Raw genomic sequence first — 17490 nt, 5'->3', positions numbered from 1 at the left:
GAAAGGAGGTTAAACTATGGCAAACTCTTCAAGTCAAAGTGCCGGCTTTAATTTCAATCTGCATATGAACGGATTTGAGCAACTTGAAAAGGTTACTCAGATGATCCAAAACATTAAGAGTGATTTCGAAGCTGTTTCTCATCAGATTACTGGTTTAGGTACTAATTTCAGTTCATTTGGAAGTTCCGGCAAGAATAGCGTCAATGAGATTAAAGGCTCAATGGAATCATTAAAGACAGCTAACAGTGAAGCTGGTAATGGTATCAAAGCACTTGGTGTTGACTATTCCGGACTACGTGAAAAATCATTGGCATTTAGTAAGACGGCTAACTTTTCTAGTGAATTGCATAAAAACGACTCTGCTTTATCTGAAGTTAAAGGAAAGGTTAATGGCGTCTACGAATCCTTGAAAAAGGTTGAAACACCTAAACCGATCAATCTAACGGCACACGATGAAGTCAGCCCTAAGGTTCATTACGTTTCAAGCGAAATGAGCAAGATGAGAAAGCCTAATCCAATTGAATTTACAGCCAATGATCAGGTATCTCCAAAAGTTCATTATGTATCGACTGAAATTGAAAAGTTAAAAAAACCAAATCCAATTAATTTCACTGCTAAAGATGAAGCTAGCCCTAAGATTAATAAGATTAAAGAATCAACGGAACAACTTGGAAAAGCTGCTTCTGGTTCTGATCCTAACATGAATAAATTTAATGAATCTGCTAGAAAAATGGGAGATGCCAGTGAAGAGTCTAATGGCAAAGTTGGAAAGCTAAAAGACGCTTTAGTCGGTGGATTTGTTGGTGGTGTGGTCACTAATGGAATTAATGCAATTACTGGAAGTATTACTAATCAAGCTAAGGCTGGTTATGAAGACGCACTAGCAGCAGAAAGCTTTGGTGCTAAGTTCCGGAACATGGGAGTTAACAAAAAAGGTGTTGATGAATTAGGAAACTCTATCAAACAAATTAAAGAGAATTCTAATTTATCCGGTGGAGCTGTTACTGCATTAACGCAAAAATTTTATGGAATGACTGGCAATGTTAAGCAGACACAAGCATTAACAAAAGGTGTTGCTACATTGTCTAATCAGTTGCATTTAAGTGGTCAACAATCAGATGCGTTTGCTGGTGGATTAAACCGTATTGAAAGTAGTGGGAAAGTCACTAGTCAATCGTTAGGACGTGTTGAAAAAGCTGCACCAGGCATGAGTTCTGCTTTGCAAAGAGCAAGTGGAATGAGCCAGGATTCATTTAAGAAGTTACTTGATTCTGGCAAGATGACCAGTAGCCAATTTAACGACATACTTGCTAAGGCTTCCGGACAGTTTGGTAAAAGCTCTAAAGAATTTAATAGTACGACTGAGGGTTCGATGCATCACATCCAAACATCTTTTGCTGATACGCGTAAAGCACTTATGAAACCACTTGTTGAAGTTTCAAGTACTGGTTTAAGTAATCTAAGCAAAGTTTTGGATAATAAGGCTACACAAAATGCTGCAGCACAATTAGGTGCTGCAATTGGCAAAATTGCTAATGCAACTGCTGCATTAATTAAAGTGATGTCTGGCAGTATGGGTTCAATCATTTCCATTATTGGTAGTTTGACTAAAATTGTGGGATTACTTGCTAATGGTGTTTGGGATTCATTCAAAATGGTTCTTGATGTTATTAGCAAAGGATTTAGAGATTTATTTGGAAACTCTAAGAAGTCTATTGATCCAATTAAAATGGTTGCTGATGCTCTTAAGACAATGGCAGGACATAAGAATGCCATAAAGGCAATCGGAGCTGCTATTGGTGGAATTGTAATGCCAATTGTTGCTGTTAAAGGAGCTTTAATGGCATGGAGTGCTGCTCTTAAAATAGTTCAAGGAGCTCAAATAGCCTTAAATATTGCTATGGATATGAACCCTATTGGGTTAATTGTCTTAGCTATTTCTGCAATCACCTTTGGACTGATTGAACTTTATAAGCACTGTAAGCCGTTCAGAGATTTTGTGAATACAATTGGTAAAGACCTTGGGAAATTCTTTGGCAGTTTAGGAAAATGGATTGGTCAAGCAACCAAAAGTGTTGGAGAGTTCTTTAAAGGACTTGGCAAATGGTTTGGAAACATTGGTAAATCTGTAGGTAATGTTGGTAAAAATATTGCTAAAGGATTTAACAGTGGAATTAAATTAATTCAAAACTCTTGGAATGGTCTTTCTAAATGGTTTGGAAAATTTTGGAAAGTAATTTCTTTACCTGCCAAGCTTGAAGGAAAAGTTATTAGTAAGGCATTCAACGTTGGAGTTGACCTAATTAAAAAAGGTTGGAACGGTTTAACAAAATTCTTTAGTAAGTTTTGGAAAAACCTAACTAAACCAGCCAAGTTAGAGGGCCAACTAGTTAGCAAGGGCTTTAACGTTGGAGTTAGCTTGATTCAAAAGGGATGGAGTGGATTAACAAAATGGTTCAATAATCTTTGGAATGGCCTTAAAAAAGGTGCCAAGAATATTGGATCAGACATCGGTAATTCATTTAAAGATGCACCGAAAACTGCTCAAAAATATATGAATGAGCTAAATGATGGTGTTAATAAAGCCGTTGGTTGGTTACGAAAAAACACTCCTAAACAATTCCAAAACATGTGGAACGACGCTAATAAGATATCTCAAGATGGCGTTAAACTAAATTCCTCAATTACTAAGGCCGGTGCTGATTTGATTCATGGACACTGGAATAAACTTGGTGGAGATGTTAAAAACATTGTGTCCAACATGTGGAATGGTATTAAAGACCTTTTCAGAATGGGATTTGACTGGGTCAACGATTTAACCGGTGGACGACTTGGCAAAATTGTTGGCTTATTTAAAAACGCCTGGAACAACGTTAAAAATGGTGTCCGTGAACTTTGGGACGACATTAAAGGTGTTTGGGGTAAAGCCACTGGCTGGGTTTCTGATAAGTGGAACAACATGTGGAGAGGAATTGAGAATACTGTCAAAAATGCAGTGGGTGGTATTCATCATGCGGTTGTTGGTATTGCTCGAGGAGTTATCGATCCATTCAACAAAATGTTAGGTGGATTGCACGACGGTATTAACTGGGTTCTGGATAAAGTTGGTGCTGATAAGATTAAAGGCCAATGGAAGATTCCAGAGCCGTCTTATGCAACTGGTACCAATGACACACATCCAGGTGGACCAGCTAAGGTAAACGATGGTCCTGGATCAAACTATCGAGAAATGTACCAACTTCCAAATGGAAAGGTTGGTATTTTCCCAGCGCAACGTAATCTACATGTTCTTTTGCCAAAGGGAACCAGCGTTCTTGATGGAAATAAGACTGCTAAGATGCTATCAAGACTCAATATTCCATCTTATAAAGGTGGGATTGGTAAAGTAGTTGGAAATGTTGTTAAAGGTGCCGAAAGTGCCGCCGGAAAAGCTACGAAAGTTGTAACCGGCGCATTTAAAGGTATTTGGGACAAAGGTGCCGACTTGGTTGATATGTCTGAAAAGATTATGAAAGACCCAGCGGGATTTATGAATGTAGTCTTTGATAAATTTGTTGGTGGTCTTGGTATCAAGTCTAACGTTAATTTAGTAAAAGAATCAGTTAGTCATTTTCCAGGAACAATTGCTAAAGGTGCAATGAAATGGATTAAAGAATTGTTCAGCGATTATGGGGATGCCGGCGGAAGCAAAGGTAATCCAGGTGGCTCTGGCGTACAACGTTGGAGAGACTATGTAAAACAAGCATTGAAGATTCTTCATTTATCTAGCGACGATGGAATGGTTAACAAAGTTTTACGTCAGATTGCAACTGAATCTTCTGGAAATCCAAATGCAGTTCAAGGTGCTATTGGAGATATTAATAATAGAACTGGTAACTTGGCTCGTGGACTAATGCAAGTTATTCCACCAACATTTAATGCATTCAAATTACCGGGACACGGAAACATTATGAATGGTTTCGATAACATTCTAGCTGGATTGAACTATGCCAAGAGCCGTTATGGTAGTGGACTTGGAGCATTAGGAAATGGCCATGGTTATGCTAATGGTGGCCATGTTAGCAAAGATGAATTATCGGTTGTTGGTGAACGTGGTCCAGAACTGTTTAAACCGGATACTGGTGGAACTGTTATTGACCATGAGTCGAGTAAGTCACTTGTTAGAAATAGCAAGAAAAATGACAACGTTAAGATTGATAACCGTACAACCATTAATGTTCAAAACGCTGACGAAAAGGGACTTTCTAAGCTGCAGCAGATTCTTGATCAACGAGACGATGATTTGGCCAAGAAATTCCGTAATGTGATTGGAGGTGCTATCTAATGGCAATAACTGATGCGTTTAGTAATAAAGAGATTGCTGAAAAAGAGAAGTCAGCAAATGACCAGCTTAAATACTATGCAGAACGTGAAGCTGAAATTAAAAATAGAATTGCTGAACTGAAGCGTGAGCCGAAACCAAATACTTCTGATGACGATACTAAAGCATTGCTGAAACAAGCAAAGCTAGAATCTGAATTGAATAACGCACAAAAGCTTGAAAAGAGTCTGTCTAATCGTAAAGACGAAGCTAAAGAAAAGCAAGAACTGTACGATACCATTATTCATAAAAGACAGTATGAGGTTCAATCCAATCGTAGTAATTCTGATAACATCCATGCTTTCATTGATGACGCCCGAAAAAATCATGCTAACCGAGGTCTGACTGCTATTTATCGTTCTGATATGTCTGAAACTGCTGTAATTATGCTAGTTGAGTCTTCACCATCTGAAACGGTTAACTCGTCCAATGCAACCTATCCAACACCTGGATTAGAGCCAAGGATTAATTATAGTATTAATTCTGATAAGACTACGACAGCCAGTTACATTATTTATGGTGACACATATGAAACGATGGTACACAAATACCAACAGCTTCTAACTTGGCAGCAAATGGGAGTTGAACTAACGCTTGATGGATTTAGCTATTTACCAAACGTTTACTTCACTTCTGTTGGTCGGTCTATGAATAATCCAACGGTTAAATCAATGGAGCTTCAGATTTCATTTTTAAGTGCTAAACATGCTATCGAACGAACAACGGTAACTAAAAAGCCACCTCAGCCACCAAAACCACCTTATAAACCGTCACCTGGTGTTTACATCACAGTTACTAGAGGTATGACATATTGGTGGATGTGGACAAAGTGGGGAACTGCTATTCAGACACTTAGAAATTGGAACCATTATCCTGATCGCTTTATTCCCATTGGTGTGAGAGTGAGGGTTAAATAATGCCGCGAAGAAAATATATTGATATTGATAAAAATTCGATGCCCTATATACAGACAATCAAATTGGGAGATGGAAATTATAACTTTCGATTTAATTGGAATGCGATAGGGCGTTTTTATACAGTTGATTTGTTAGATGACCAGAATAATGTAATCTATGCCGGAGAAAGATTGGTGTTGAACCAACCATTGTGGCGTGGAATTTGGAATTCATCTTTACCAATGGAGCCATTAATTCCACTAGATGATAGTGGCAAAGAGACTAACATTAATCCAGCTAATTTAAATGAAACTGTATTCTTGTGCGTTGTTGACGGAGAGGAGGACCAGTCATGACACAAATTGAAAAACAGCAAGGCGAATATTTTAACTATGATGCACACGTCATGATTGACCATGATAACGGCGACTCAGTTACCCATTTTAATTTTGGAGCACATGACATTGCGTTCGACTACTCAGTTGTTAGCAATGATGAGAATACACCCAGTCAAAACACAGTGACCATCTACAATCCAACTAAGACGGCAGTTAACACAATTTCTCTTGGCGATCGAGTTCAAATTGACACTGGTCCACAAAACATTTATGGAATGATTGCGGTAGGTAATATTAGCCAGATTGTCCCACAAACTGGTAATGCTGATGATGCTTTGCAAATTACTTTCTTAGAGGGACAAAGTTATGCTGACATTGATAAGCTCAAAGTCACAGAAACCAAGACTTATGGAAAAAATGGTAGTAAAGAAAAAGAAGTCCAAGAAAATATTAGTTTTTCTCCAGGAACTTCAGCGTGGACGATTATTAATACTATTAAAAATAATGCTGGAATTAACATTGTTTCTTGCAATCTTGGTAATAACAAAACTTATCCAAACGGTTATTCCGCTGATGACAAGCCTATTGACGTGATTAATAATATTGCGATTGATTGCAACTCACGGATGTATTACCGTCCGACAGGATTATGCATCGACAGTATTAATGCGCCTGACCCTTATACAGCGGCTATCGTAATTGGAACCGTTGATTATGGACCAATTGAAAAAGACGCTCAGTTAAACGCTAATGCTGCTGATAATGGTGGGAACACTTATACAATGGACGGTTTTGATGACCCACGTTTGTACGCTGGGTGTCCTGTTTACGTCAAAACCAACAGCTGCTGGGGACTTAAACGAGTTAAATCAATCACGCATAGTCACACTTATACAACATTTACGATGGAGGTGGAAGTATATGCCTAAACCATTTCGACAAGAGCCAGACCCTAATAATAAATTGATTGGATTAATCAAGAATGATTTAACTCAATTTATGGGTACACAAATCAACTGTCACACTATTGGCAGAGTGGTCGGCTATGATACTGCCCACCGTCGTGCAAACGTTCAACCATTGCCATTAAAATCTAATGGCCAAACCAGAGCCTTGTTAATCAATTGTGTTGTGCCGGCATCTATTTATGTAATAGATGAAAAAGAAAGCCTCAATCTTATGCGGATTGGGGCTATTGTTTTGGTCGGGTTTTTAGATCGTGATAACGATAACTGGCACGGTGCTACTAATTTTAAGTTGGCGTCACAACGCTTGCATAGCATTCAGGACCCAGTAATAGAAAGTGTGATTTCATGAAAAGCATTAAAGTCGATCCAAATACTAACGATATTGTTTTCAGTCACAGTAATGGGACCTTTGAGTATGTAAAAGATAATGACGCTTTAGCACAAAAAATTAAGATATTACTTGGTACCAATCTCGGCGAAATTATTTGGGACCGAACCGAGGGAGTTGACCAAAACAGTATCATTCTAAATGGGAAACGTCCTGATGTGATTGAAACAGTGGTTACTGAGTACTTGAAACGAGCATTGAATAAATTTGTGACATGCAAGGTTACTACGTTAGATTTTGATAAGAAAAATCGAGTTACTAATCTACAAATCACTGTGAACTTACACAACGAAAGTTCAGTGATTTTACAAGTTATCGGAGGTGATCAGTAATGCCACTTAATGAAAATGGCTATCAAGTTTCAGGATTAAAAGAAATTAGGCAAGATATTAATAATCTGTTTATTAAATACTTTGGTGATGACATTGACTTGTCTGACGGACAGATTGAGGGTTTGTTATCTGGTATTCTGTCAATCATTCAAAGTCGTAATGAACAACTTGGCCAAGCAATTTATAAAAATACGTTTATTCAATCAGCTAGTGGTAAAAACCTGGAAGACCACGGAACTGATTTAGGTATTTACCGAAAGTTGCCAACGGAAGCTGATGTTGATTTACAAATTGATGGATACGTTGACCAAAATAATCCAACCATTATTCCTGCCGGAACACAATTTGGAACGGCAGACGGTCATGTCTTCCTAACTATTAACGACTTGGAATTAAACGAGCCTAGTAATTATAAGGATTCTACGGGTCAGGAAAAGCCATTAGTTGATGAGTATGGGAATGCACTTAGTCGTGGTATTGCGCCAGCTAAATCAGTGCATGCCGGGTACAACGAAAATGTGGTCGCTAACACAATTACACATGCTGAAAACATTGTTGCAGGCTTCTTCAATGTGACTAATCCAGAAGCTGCTTACGGTGGTACTGACGCTGAAACTGATGACCAATTAAGAAATAGACTATTGGTTAACAATATGCATCGACCTAGCGAAACTAAGAACGGTATTGAAACGGCTATCAAAAACATTGCAGGTGTTTCAGACGCTAGGTTGATTGCTAATAACACTATGTCGACTGATAGTTATGGTAACCCTGCTAAGTCTTGCCATTTATATGTAATTGGTGGAGACGATGGGGAGATTGCCGAAACATACTTTGACCACTTAACACCAGTTGCTACCACAATTGGTAAGCGTAGTGAAATTGTTAAAGACGTTGCCAACAAACCAGTTGAAATTAAATTCGACCGTGCAAAGGCAGTTAATATTCACGTCAAGATTGACCTTGAAGTTGATGATACCCAGTTCAATCCAAATACTTCGTTAGACACCATTAAAAGTAATATTTTAGCCTACTTTAACGGATTAACAATGGGTTCTGAAGTTTTATACTCTAGATTATTTGCACCAGCTTGGTCTGTTCCAGGAATTAACAACGTATCCATTGGAATTAGCTTGACTAACGACAATTACCAACAGAAAGATATTTCAGTTGATGAGTTTGAACTTCCAGTATGTAGTCGTGATTTAATCACGATTAGTACAAAGGAGGCATAACCTATGTTCAACACTGATACAGACTTATCAGATAAGACCATCAAAAGCGAAGTTCTTCATGCCTTCCCGTCCATTCTTGAACAACGGCCAGATAGCAATAACCAACGATTATTAAATATCATTGGAGATTTAGCCGTTTATAGCAAGAATGGATTATTAGATGTTTATAAATGCCGTCAACTTTCATATGCACAAGGCAAGCAGTTAGACTTGATTGCCAAAGAATATGGAATCCAACGAATTGATGATGACGACGAGTTCTTGCGCTTTGAGATTCGTATTCAGATTATGCAAAACATTACTGGTTCAACGACCAACGAATTGAAAAAGATGATTTCTTTTGTACTTGATATTCCAATAAATATGTTTGATTTCTTACCAACCGAAAATCCTGAAGAACTTGAAATCACTGATATTCCATTTGATTTTGTTTCTGGAAATAAAGAAGAAACTAAGCGACGTATTTTGGTTGAATCAATTCAAAACATGTTACCACCTGAATATAAGTTGTCAGATGTTCGTTATACCAAGTCAGCTAGTCAAACGATTTACTATGCAACGAGTTCATCACACGATGCATTTAATGAACGCGAGCCAAACTTTGAATACAACGAAAGCACAAACGCACACGTCTTTGTTAAGTCAATTTCAAGTAAATACAAATTTAAAGGAGAATAAAAAATGCCAACTTTTAATCAAAGTATTTTAACAAACGCTGGTACTGAATTATTAGGTAAAGTGAATGGTGGTCAAGATAGTATTACTTATTCACGAATTGTTTTTTCATCAATGGATAATTCCAATCAAAAAGACGATCAGATTAAAGCCTTAGCCGACATTTCACCAAAGGAATTAGTTTCAAATGCTAGTACCTATCAAAATAATGGAAGTGATGAAACCAACGTTCGCGGATATGTTAATAACTCAGGTATGAGTAATGGTCTGTACGTTAAGACTTATGGAATTTATGCCAAAAATAAAGATGGAAAAGAGATTCTATTTGCTGTCGAGTGTGCTGATCATCCAGACTATTTGATTCCAAACAGCGATGGTAAACATCCCTCAGGATTGCTATACACATTCAAAATCAGTATTAGTGCCACTGACAACGTCACATTCACATCATCCTCAGACATTTTTGCTACGCAATCAGACTTAAAACGAGTTGAAGCAGAGATTGATACTTCTTCAAGCCAAACGTTAGAAACCGCTTTGAATTCAGTTGCAAAAAATTATGCCAGAAAAAGCACTTCATTAAGCATGTTGTCTGACATTACAAATCCAAATGATAATTTTCAAAATTATACAAGTTTGGGTATTCATACCGTAGCTTTAGGAATTGGGAATGCTTGTGCTGGTATGCCACCTTATGATAATGCACCATTTGGCTTTCTAGTTGTGTTGGATGGAAGACAAACCAGAAAGCAATTGTATTTTGGATACAATGAGAGTGTTATTAATTTTGATGAAGCTACTGGAAAATGGGGTAATTGGTATAAATTGGGGGGGCATTAGCTAACCTAGAAACATTTGGTTGGATTAACAAACATACGAGATTTGGTGATGCAACTCTTAATATGGATTATAAAATTCAAAATGGTGTTCTCTATTTTAAATCAATTTACGGATTAAACTGGGGAGACTTTGTTACGAAGCAGCCTGTTTTTTATTCTGGAATTGACGCTTTCAATCATTTCAACACAAGTTTTGATGTGAACGTTCGAGGAGACAATGGATATCAGGGAATAGCACATTTGGATATCAAGGGAGATAACATGATTTGTGAATGGATTACTGATGTTAGAAGTGATAATGGAACATCAAAAAATTATAATATTGAGCTACAACAAATTACTATTCCAGCACAAGATGAATAGGAGATGATCATATGTACTATTTTGTACTAACAGATAAAGATGGATTTGTTACGCAGGTTTCTAAAACTCAACCACGAGACCATCAAGATTGGCAAAAAATATTAATACCGCAAAATGAGCTATCAAATTTTGGTAGCTTTTTCTTTTCCTATCGTGTTGTTGATAATGCACTTTTGTCACCTGACAATTTGCCAATCATGAGCTTAGAAGACATTTCTAATAAAGTAAAAGCCTTAGAAGTATCTAATACTAACGACAATCAAAATGATTTAAAACAAGAAAAGCTAAACAGCCAAGTTCAAATGGCCATTAGTGAATTAACGGTTCAAATCATGCAAGGAGGTCAAAAGCAATGAGCACTTATGCTTACTTGAAAATGGTCTACTCTTGGGGTTATTTGGAAGATGATTTCATTTATCACAACGCAGTAGATGGAAAGATTACTGCTGAAGAGTTTAAAGATATTACTGGCAAGGATTTTGCCACATATAAAAAGACGTCAACTAATTAGTTGGCGTTTTTATTTTGGGAAGAAAGGAGATGGGAAGATGTGGAAGCAAGTTAAGGAAAATAGATTTGTGACTATGGCAGGGCTTGAAACGATGTCACTTGGAATTTATCTATTAGTCATTAAAGGAATCTTTGAAGATGAGCAAGATATCTTTGCACATGTCTTAGCCCATGCACAGGATCCTCTAATTTCTGTACTACTTGTTATCATTGGCAGCTTTGCTTTTGCTGTGGGAATTACTGGCAATCGCGCGAGAAACTGGCATCGACTTTGTCTATCTTCAATGTTGGGAATCTGGGTAGCGTATTTCATCATCTTTTTCTGGCATGACATGAATGCGCCAGGAATTCCGTTGCACCTTTCGTCTATTCTTATTTTATTTTTAATCGCCAATTTATTCGTCGAACTGATTGGCGGTGGTGACTAATGAGCGAAAAAATCATCGTTAGCATAATTGGGCTTGTTTCTGGCATTGCTTCTGGAGTCTTAGCTTACTGGGCTAGCAAGCAATCAAGCAAAAGCAATGACAATAAAATCAATGCTAATTTAGAAATGAGTTACATGAAAAATACCCCACAACTATGGGAGCGTGCTAACAATGCCGAAAAACGGGCAAATAAGTTAGAAAGGGAGAACAACGAATTGAGACTAGTTATTCAAAATAAAGACGCGCAGATTGCAAAGTTTGAGCAAGACATCAGGGAACTCAACGACAAGATTAACAGGATTTCGAATAAGAAAATATCACATACGCAACAAAACAGATAACTACGGACATTGAAAGGAGGTGATTGTTCTGTCAAAGGGAAAATCAAGTAAGTCTGGAAAAGGCGGTGGAAAGAAATGTTAATCATAGGAGGGAATTATGGATAAACTAAAAAATATTTGGAAAAATATTTGTGATGTTTTAAAAAAGACAAAATTAATGAATAATGATAACCACTTTAACATGCGGTCTTGCGTCACGTTTGTTTGTGGTGTTTATGTAGCTGGGGCGATTATTTGTACGATGTTAGGCGTTACTAATCCTATTCATTGGGACGATTTAGCCAAGTTAATAACTACCGTATTTGCTATTGGTGCAACACTCGGAATTATTGACGACCAAACCGATGTTCCTGAAGATCCTAAAAATGGAATCGCAAAAAAAGATGAAAAAAAGGAGATTCAAGATGTTAATGAGAAAAAATAAAATTAAATACATTGCTACCGGGCTTGCTGCTTTGTCAGCGAGCTTTTTATTTGCAGTAAATTTGCCAAATGCTCATGCTGCTAACATCAATTATCAGTATCAGTTGACTGGCAATGAAGGCTCACCATATCGTACTAACAACAAGATTATCGTTGCACATGAAACCGGTGGTGAAGCTACTGCACAAAATAATGCCGCTTTTGAAAAGAGAACGTGGTATTCAAATGGTGCTTACGTTCAATATATTGTCGGTAATAACAATGCTGGTCAACCTGGCAATATCTACCAAATTGGTCAACCTGGTTATCAAGCTTGGGGAGCTGGCTCATGGGCAAATGCTAATGCACCAGTCCAAATTGAGTTAGCGCGAACTTACAACGCACAAGACTTCAAAGTAAACTATGCAACATACATTAATCTACTTCGAGAAAGTGCACAAAAGTACGGCATCCCTCTAGATACCGACTCTGATGGATATGTTGGCGTTAAGTCACATAACTGGATTAGCAATCATATTTGGGGTGACCACACTGACCCATATGGTTACTTGTCACAAATGGGTATTACACCAGCTCAATTTGCTCACGACGTTAAGTATGGCGTTGGAAATGTAAGTACTCCAACTTACACACCACAACCTCAACGTCAAAACAAACCGGTTCAAAAACCACGAGCAACTAACTCTGGTTTCCATTCAGAAAATGCAACGTTTACCAATGGTAATCAGCCAATCAACGTTCACTATGCACCATCTGCAAGCGCAACTAGATCAGGTAGACTACCAGCTTACACAAGCATTAGATACTATGGTTATGTAGTACAAAATGGCTACGTATGGGTTGTTTACACTGGATACAATGGCAAAACTCTTTACTGTCCAGTTCGACCTATTGGCCAAGCTGCTTGGGGAACATTTAGATAAAAATTAAGCCTCACTACTGAAAAGTAGTGAGGCTTTTTTAGTATTGAATTGTTTGTTATTATAGTATAATGACTTGAAAAGGAATGATTGTTATGACAGCAGAAATTTGTGTTATGAATCCAAATGGAATTGCTCTTGCAGCAGATAGTGCAGTTACAATTGGTGGAAACAAAACTTATAATAATGCTACGAAGTTATTTACACTTGATAGTGAACAATATGTTGGAATAATGATATATGGAAATGCAGAATTTTCTGGAATTCCATGGGGTGTTTTAATTAAGAGATTTAGACAAGAACTGGAAAATCACACTCTTAATACTTTAAATGAATATAAAGAAAAATTTATTGATTTTATTAAAAATATTGATATTAATTGGGACGACAATATTATAGTTCATAATTATATGATTGATATTTTGAATGTAATAAATAATGTAATAAATAGGGAAATTAGAAATAATAATAATCAAAATAAAAACTTCGAAAGTATGTTTTTAAGTGCATTAAGTAGTATTGAAAGTAGTATTGACTTTGGCAAACATAAGAAATCTTTTTTTAATTTGGATGAAAAAGATTTTTTAGCTTCTACAAGGGAATATGTTAATAGTTTTTTAAATCAATATTATAATAATAATAACTTTTCTGATGAAACAATTAAAACTTTTCAACATAAATTGTATGAATTTATTTCTAGTGAAATCTTTTCTGTATCGGAAACTGGATTAGTATTTGCAGGTTATGGAAATAAAGAAATCTTTCCTAATTTAATTCAGTTAGATATAGATGGTATTTATAAGGGAGAAATAAAATATAAAGAAGCCAAAAATGAAACAGCACGTAATGGTAAGTCTGCTTTAATTCCATTTGCGCAACAAGAAATGGTTCATACAATAATGGCTGGTATTGATCCTCAGTTAAATTCTTTCAGGCTTCAGCAACTAACGTCGTTAGAAAATGAGTTAATAAATATAGTAGGTAATGATTCTAAGAAAAGTATTGAAAGTATTTTTGAGCAAAACAATAAACTATTTAATGAGTATAGTAAATCAAATATTTCTGGACCTATAATTAATATGTTAAGTAATTTATCATTGGGTGAACTTGGTAGTATGGCTGAAACATTCGTAAGTTTAACTTCTTTTAAAAGAAAGTTTTCTGGGGACGTACAAACTGTTGGTGGTCCTATTGATGTGCTAGTCATTTCACTAAGCGATGGACCAGTTTGGATTAAAAGAAAAAAGTATTTTAACCCTGAAATGAATGAAGGATATTTGAAAAGGAGAAAATAGTAATGACTAATAATTTAAAAAAAGAATTTGAAGTTAATGAGTATCCTCAAAACACTTTATTATCAAAGGAAAAACAAAAGATCATTAATCAAAATATGGAAAAAATTATAGTAGATTCTAACAAACAGAATATTAATAAAATAAAAATAAGTAAGTAAGCAAAGGCCCACTTCTTAATTGAAGTGGGCCTTCTATTTTGCATTCTAAATTTGGTGAATTCAGACAGGTTTAGAATTCGAAAGAAATATGCAGAAAAAAGTTAAATTAATTTAAAAAAACTATTTACATTGTACTAATATGAGTGTATAGTATTAATTGTAGTAAGGGAGGTGATGAAATTGCCTCATTTGAAAATGAAAAAGCCACAAACCACTGAGTTCACCGTTCAAATAAACTTAGTAATCGTGACTTTAACAATCGTTTTTAAGTGGTAATTCATTTAAGGGGCGACTAGCCCTCGTCCCTTACTACATTTTTATTATAACAGGGAGGTAATTAAAATGGAACTAAAAAAGAAATTTGGTAAACACTTAACTGTTAAATTTGAAGCTCATAAACCAAAGAGCATTAAAGAATTGGTCGAATTTGGATTATTGGTATTTGTAATTGTTTTGTTTATAATTTTGATTGTGTGGTGGATTGCATAATGCCAATTTCTGATTCAAGAAAACGTGCTAATAAAAAGTGGGACGAAAGAAATAAAAAGCGTAAGCAGTATTTAAATAAACGATCAATCACAAAAAACTTTATCAAAAAAGAAACTGATTTAGAGATGTTAAACAAATTAGAAGAACTTATAGAAAATAGAAAAGAAGAACTTAAAATAACTAAATGAATTAATAAAAATTGATATTGGTTTGGTCTCACATTTGGTCTCATGAGTTTTACTTTTATTCATTTTAATGCTACTTTTATTTAGATAATTAGCGTTTGAATAGTTATAAACAGTGAATAAATATGGTATTTATGACCATACGGGTAATTCAAATATGATAATGCCCTCAAACATAATTATGTTTGAGGGCATTTTTTATAAATAAAATTTTTTATAAATAAATATGAGGAGGATTTGGATATGTGCACTTCAATTATTATTAAATCTACAGATGGTCATCCGTTTTGGGGCCGTACGATGGACTTTATGGTTCCACTTTTTGATTCCCCTAACGAAAAAGCAGCTGTCTCAACTAAAATCGTAAATATTCCCGCAAATCAGATAATTCAGTCAGAATTAAAAAACTGGCGTAGCAAGTATGCGGTTATGGGGATTGGCCCTGACGAAGGAAGTCTTCTGTTTGATGGTATCAACGAAAAAGGAATCACCGGAGATCTTCAGGTTCTTCTGGAAACCACTCATGGAAGTGAAACAGATTTAAAAGCTCGTAATCTAACACCAGTTTTTGGTGAGGAATTTGGGACATATGTTTTAACTCAATGTGCAACGCTTGATGACATCAGAAAACTCGCTAAGGCCACTGGATTGATTGATAAACCTTATGTTTTTCATGGAAAAGCTGGTAAGCTTCATCTTCATTACACCTTTTCTGATGAAAACGGGAATTCCATTGTGCTTGAAGCGACGGACAATGGTAGATTTAAAATATACGATAGTATTGGAGTGATGACCAATAGTCCACAATATTCATTTCATACTACTAACCTTAGAAATTACGTTTCGTTAAATGCTTATAATCAGAAGCCGACTAAGATTGGTGGAAAATTTCCGGTTAATCCAATTGAAGGTGGTACTGGATATGGAATGTTTGGGATTCCAGGAGATTATTCTTCACCATCGCGGTTTATTCGGGCAACTTTTATCTCGAAAAACATTGATGAATTTTCCGATGCTGAAGGAATAAGCACTTTATACAATTGCTTTAAGCCATTCATCGTTCCAAAGGGTATCAGTCGAAATCCTGATTTGCCGCAACAATGTGATTCTACTCAGTATTGGGTTGGTTATGATGTTAAAAACAGGACCTTATATTTACAAACACCAAGCTGTCCGACGATGACCCGTGCTACTCTTGATCCTAACCGCACTGAAATTGAGAAATTTGACGTTGATCAGACGTGGAAAGTTAATGAGCCTCAGTAAATTCAATCTGGAGGCAATTTGCTCTCTTAATTTTTAGAGAAATTGGTATAATTGAGGTTATTAGGAGAATAAAAATGAATTTTTCAAAGACAAAAGCTAAGATTAAACAAATGATTGAAAACCAGAGTATCCCAGGTGCGGCATTTTCGTTTATCACTGGGATGAACGTTGAAAGCGATGAGATGGGATTAAAGCAAGTGGAGCCAACGAAAGAAGCCGTTGGACCAAACGACGTTTACGACATTGCTTCTTTGACCAAAGTGGTCGGGACCCTGCCAGTTATCATGCGATTACTTCAAGATGGACGGATTCACCTAGATGATTCTGTTTCTGACTATTTACCAGAATGGAAGTATCCGGAGGTTACAATTCGTCATTTGTTGACCCATACTTCTGGAATTGAAGGGTACATTCCCAATCGAAATCAGATGAATATCAATCAGCTTCGTGAGGCACTCTTAGGCCTTCATGTAGGTGATGATTTTAACAAGCAAATGAAATACGAAGACGTGAACTATATTTTCTTAGGATGGATTGCTGGGTTGGTAATGGGAATTCCTATTCAACCACTGATTACGCAAATGGTCCTAAAACCACTTGGTTTAAATGACACGACTTTTCACCCAGAAGTGCAACGTTCTGTTCCCACTACATACAATGAAGAAACCCGTACTAATTTGCAGGGTGAAGTTCATGACCCGAAGGCGCAAATCTTGGGCGATGATTGTGGTTCAGCTGGGATGTTTAGTACTTTAAATGACTTGTCTCGTTTTGCCCAGTGGATGCTTCAGGTTAATAGTCGTAGTAGCATCTTTAATAATGAGACGTTTGATGAATTGTATACCGATCAGACGCCGATGGAAGATGGCACCCGGTCATTTGGATGGGCTTTAGCTGATTACGAAGGTCATCCGTACATTTGGCAGTCCGGTTACACAGGGGTGGTAATCGTACTCAATCGGGACCAAAAGAGTGGCTTTGTCTTTTTGTCTAATCGGGTTCACCCTCACTTAAGTGATCATTTCATGGAAGATCGAAATGACTTAATTAACACCTATCTTGATGAATTATTTAATTAGAT

22 protein-coding genes are annotated in these 17490 nt (G+C 36.4%); all 22 read left to right on the top strand.

Annotated features, from left to right (window positions below; all coding sequences use genetic code 11):
- Positions 1-16 precede the first annotated feature (16 nt).
- The 22 genes from AC6UD4_RS05330 to AC6UD4_RS05225 all read left to right on the top strand — a co-directional run bounded on the left by AC6UD4_RS05330 (position 17) and on the right by AC6UD4_RS05225 (position 17488).
- Positions 17-4324 (top strand): tape measure protein, encoded by a 4308-nt coding sequence (locus AC6UD4_RS05330; protein WP_500694555.1) that lies wholly within the window; start codon positions 17-19, stop codon positions 4322-4324.
- The gene (locus AC6UD4_RS05325; RefSeq protein ID WP_500694556.1) at positions 4324-5277 is read left to right on the top strand and encodes a hypothetical protein; all 954 of its coding nucleotides are present in this window, start codon (positions 4324-4326) and stop codon (positions 5275-5277) included. The genes AC6UD4_RS05330 and AC6UD4_RS05325 overlap by 1 nt, the downstream gene beginning before the upstream one ends.
- Complete coding sequence (locus tag AC6UD4_RS05320) at positions 5277-5612, top strand: phage baseplate plug family protein (RefSeq protein ID WP_500694557.1); 336 nt, start codon at positions 5277-5279, stop codon at positions 5610-5612. Before AC6UD4_RS05325 ends, AC6UD4_RS05320 begins: the two co-directional genes overlap by 1 nt.
- On the top strand, positions 5609-6523 hold the full coding sequence (locus AC6UD4_RS05315) for a hypothetical protein (RefSeq protein ID WP_500694558.1): 915 nt from the start codon (positions 5609-5611) through the stop codon (positions 6521-6523). Before AC6UD4_RS05320 ends, AC6UD4_RS05315 begins: the two co-directional genes overlap by 4 nt.
- Entirely contained in the window at positions 6516-6911 is a 396-nt protein-coding gene (locus AC6UD4_RS05310; protein ID WP_500694559.1) for a hypothetical protein, read from the top strand. Before AC6UD4_RS05315 ends, AC6UD4_RS05310 begins: the two co-directional genes overlap by 8 nt.
- A complete protein-coding gene (locus tag AC6UD4_RS05305) occupies positions 6908-7282 on the top strand; it encodes a contractile injection system sheath initiator (RefSeq protein WP_500709639.1) in 375 nt (124 codons plus the stop codon). Before AC6UD4_RS05310 ends, AC6UD4_RS05305 begins: the two co-directional genes overlap by 4 nt.
- Positions 7282-8517, top strand: coding sequence for a baseplate J/gp47 family protein (locus tag AC6UD4_RS05300; protein ID WP_500694561.1), 1236 nt, complete (start codon positions 7282-7284; stop codon positions 8515-8517). The genes AC6UD4_RS05305 and AC6UD4_RS05300 overlap by 1 nt, the downstream gene beginning before the upstream one ends.
- A gap of 3 nt (positions 8518-8520) precedes the next feature.
- Positions 8521-9195 carry a hypothetical protein gene (locus AC6UD4_RS05295; RefSeq protein ID WP_500694562.1) on the top strand — a complete coding sequence of 225 codons (675 nt, stop codon included), beginning with the start codon at positions 8521-8523 and terminating at the stop codon, positions 9193-9195.
- A gap of 3 nt (positions 9196-9198) precedes the next feature.
- On the top strand, positions 9199-10032 hold the full coding sequence (locus AC6UD4_RS05290) for a hypothetical protein (RefSeq protein WP_500709638.1): 834 nt from the start codon (positions 9199-9201) through the stop codon (positions 10030-10032).
- 62 nt (positions 10033-10094) lie between these two features.
- Positions 10095-10394, top strand: coding sequence for a hypothetical protein (locus AC6UD4_RS05285; protein WP_500706875.1), 300 nt, complete (start codon positions 10095-10097; stop codon positions 10392-10394).
- Positions 10395-10405: 11 nt separating this feature from the next.
- Positions 10406-10750: a hypothetical protein gene (locus tag AC6UD4_RS05280; protein WP_500694564.1), complete on the top strand. Its 345-nt coding sequence runs from the start codon at positions 10406-10408 to the stop codon at positions 10748-10750.
- Positions 10747-10905 (top strand): XkdX family protein, encoded by a 159-nt coding sequence (locus tag AC6UD4_RS05275; RefSeq protein ID WP_500694565.1) that lies wholly within the window; start codon positions 10747-10749, stop codon positions 10903-10905. The genes AC6UD4_RS05280 and AC6UD4_RS05275 overlap by 4 nt, the downstream gene beginning before the upstream one ends.
- Before the next feature lie 73 nt (positions 10906-10978).
- Positions 10979-11332 (top strand): hypothetical protein, encoded by a 354-nt coding sequence (locus AC6UD4_RS05270; protein ID WP_500694566.1) that lies wholly within the window; start codon positions 10979-10981, stop codon positions 11330-11332.
- The gene (locus AC6UD4_RS05265; RefSeq protein ID WP_500694567.1) at positions 11332-11673 is read left to right on the top strand and encodes a hypothetical protein; all 342 of its coding nucleotides are present in this window, start codon (positions 11332-11334) and stop codon (positions 11671-11673) included. Before AC6UD4_RS05270 ends, AC6UD4_RS05265 begins: the two co-directional genes overlap by 1 nt.
- Before the next feature lie 97 nt (positions 11674-11770).
- Positions 11771-12097: a hypothetical protein gene (locus tag AC6UD4_RS05260; RefSeq protein WP_500709637.1), complete on the top strand. Its 327-nt coding sequence runs from the start codon at positions 11771-11773 to the stop codon at positions 12095-12097.
- Complete coding sequence (locus AC6UD4_RS05255) at positions 12084-13019, top strand: N-acetylmuramoyl-L-alanine amidase (RefSeq protein ID WP_500694569.1); 936 nt, start codon at positions 12084-12086, stop codon at positions 13017-13019. Before AC6UD4_RS05260 ends, AC6UD4_RS05255 begins: the two co-directional genes overlap by 14 nt.
- A gap of 92 nt (positions 13020-13111) precedes the next feature.
- Positions 13112-14311 carry an Ntn hydrolase family protein gene (locus AC6UD4_RS05250; protein WP_500694570.1) on the top strand — a complete coding sequence of 400 codons (1200 nt, stop codon included), beginning with the start codon at positions 13112-13114 and terminating at the stop codon, positions 14309-14311.
- 2 nt (positions 14312-14313) lie between these two features.
- Positions 14314-14469 (top strand): hypothetical protein, encoded by a 156-nt coding sequence (locus AC6UD4_RS05245; RefSeq protein ID WP_500694571.1) that lies wholly within the window; start codon positions 14314-14316, stop codon positions 14467-14469.
- A 342-nt stretch (positions 14470-14811) separates the two neighbouring features.
- Complete coding sequence (locus AC6UD4_RS05240; protein WP_500694572.1) at positions 14812-14958, top strand: hypothetical protein; 147 nt, start codon at positions 14812-14814, stop codon at positions 14956-14958.
- Complete coding sequence (locus AC6UD4_RS05235) at positions 14958-15146, top strand: hypothetical protein (protein ID WP_500694573.1); 189 nt, start codon at positions 14958-14960, stop codon at positions 15144-15146. Before AC6UD4_RS05240 ends, AC6UD4_RS05235 begins: the two co-directional genes overlap by 1 nt.
- 240 nt (positions 15147-15386) lie before the next feature.
- On the top strand, positions 15387-16409 hold the full coding sequence (locus AC6UD4_RS05230) for a linear amide C-N hydrolase (RefSeq protein WP_500694341.1): 1023 nt from the start codon (positions 15387-15389) through the stop codon (positions 16407-16409).
- Between the two features lie 74 nt (positions 16410-16483).
- Positions 16484-17488 carry a serine hydrolase domain-containing protein gene (locus tag AC6UD4_RS05225; RefSeq protein WP_500694342.1) on the top strand — a complete coding sequence of 335 codons (1005 nt, stop codon included), beginning with the start codon at positions 16484-16486 and terminating at the stop codon, positions 17486-17488.
- Positions 17489-17490 lie beyond the last annotated feature (2 nt).

It is taken from the genome of Fructilactobacillus sp. X3R5C2 (genome assembly GCF_059901175.1).
Note: the sequence above shows the minus strand (reverse complement) of the source record. Positions and strands in the feature narration are given on the sequence as shown.

What these genes read in the sequence shown, in the direction of transcription:
- AC6UD4_RS05270 (WP_500694566.1), top strand. Translation starts at nt 10,979, where the DNA reads ATGGCAGGGCTTGAAACGATGTCACTTGGAATTTATCTATTAGTCATT.
- AC6UD4_RS05325 (WP_500694556.1), top strand. Translation starts at nt 4,324, where the DNA reads ATGGCAATAACTGATGCGTTTAGTAATAAAGAGATTGCTGAAAAAGAG.
- AC6UD4_RS05235 (WP_500694573.1), top strand. Translation starts at nt 14,958, where the DNA reads ATGCCAATTTCTGATTCAAGAAAACGTGCTAATAAAAAGTGGGACGAA.
- AC6UD4_RS05320 (WP_500694557.1), top strand. Translation starts at nt 5,277, where the DNA reads ATGCCGCGAAGAAAATATATTGATATTGATAAAAATTCGATGCCCTAT.
- AC6UD4_RS05240 (WP_500694572.1), top strand. Translation starts at nt 14,812, where the DNA reads ATGGAACTAAAAAAGAAATTTGGTAAACACTTAACTGTTAAATTTGAA.
- AC6UD4_RS05305 (WP_500709639.1), top strand. Translation starts at nt 6,908, where the DNA reads ATGAAAAGCATTAAAGTCGATCCAAATACTAACGATATTGTTTTCAGT.
- AC6UD4_RS05285 (WP_500706875.1), top strand. Translation starts at nt 10,095, where the DNA reads ATGGATTATAAAATTCAAAATGGTGTTCTCTATTTTAAATCAATTTAC.
- AC6UD4_RS05275 (WP_500694565.1), top strand. Translation starts at nt 10,747, where the DNA reads ATGAGCACTTATGCTTACTTGAAAATGGTCTACTCTTGGGGTTATTTG.
- AC6UD4_RS05225 (WP_500694342.1), top strand. Translation starts at nt 16,484, where the DNA reads ATGAATTTTTCAAAGACAAAAGCTAAGATTAAACAAATGATTGAAAAC.
- AC6UD4_RS05280 (WP_500694564.1), top strand. Translation starts at nt 10,406, where the DNA reads ATGTACTATTTTGTACTAACAGATAAAGATGGATTTGTTACGCAGGTT.
- AC6UD4_RS05230 (WP_500694341.1), top strand. Translation starts at nt 15,387, where the DNA reads ATGTGCACTTCAATTATTATTAAATCTACAGATGGTCATCCGTTTTGG.
- AC6UD4_RS05260 (WP_500709637.1), top strand. Translation starts at nt 11,771, where the DNA reads ATGGATAAACTAAAAAATATTTGGAAAAATATTTGTGATGTTTTAAAA.
- AC6UD4_RS05330 (WP_500694555.1), top strand. Translation starts at nt 17, where the DNA reads ATGGCAAACTCTTCAAGTCAAAGTGCCGGCTTTAATTTCAATCTGCAT.
- AC6UD4_RS05315 (WP_500694558.1), top strand. Translation starts at nt 5,609, where the DNA reads ATGACACAAATTGAAAAACAGCAAGGCGAATATTTTAACTATGATGCA.
- AC6UD4_RS05250 (WP_500694570.1), top strand. Translation starts at nt 13,112, where the DNA reads ATGACAGCAGAAATTTGTGTTATGAATCCAAATGGAATTGCTCTTGCA.
- AC6UD4_RS05245 (WP_500694571.1), top strand. Translation starts at nt 14,314, where the DNA reads ATGACTAATAATTTAAAAAAAGAATTTGAAGTTAATGAGTATCCTCAA.
- AC6UD4_RS05295 (WP_500694562.1), top strand. Translation starts at nt 8,521, where the DNA reads ATGTTCAACACTGATACAGACTTATCAGATAAGACCATCAAAAGCGAA.
- AC6UD4_RS05290 (WP_500709638.1), top strand. Translation starts at nt 9,199, where the DNA reads ATGCCAACTTTTAATCAAAGTATTTTAACAAACGCTGGTACTGAATTA.
- AC6UD4_RS05265 (WP_500694567.1), top strand. Translation starts at nt 11,332, where the DNA reads ATGAGCGAAAAAATCATCGTTAGCATAATTGGGCTTGTTTCTGGCATT.
- AC6UD4_RS05310 (WP_500694559.1), top strand. Translation starts at nt 6,516, where the DNA reads ATGCCTAAACCATTTCGACAAGAGCCAGACCCTAATAATAAATTGATT.
- AC6UD4_RS05300 (WP_500694561.1), top strand. Translation starts at nt 7,282, where the DNA reads ATGCCACTTAATGAAAATGGCTATCAAGTTTCAGGATTAAAAGAAATT.
- AC6UD4_RS05255 (WP_500694569.1), top strand. Translation starts at nt 12,084, where the DNA reads ATGAGAAAAAATAAAATTAAATACATTGCTACCGGGCTTGCTGCTTTG.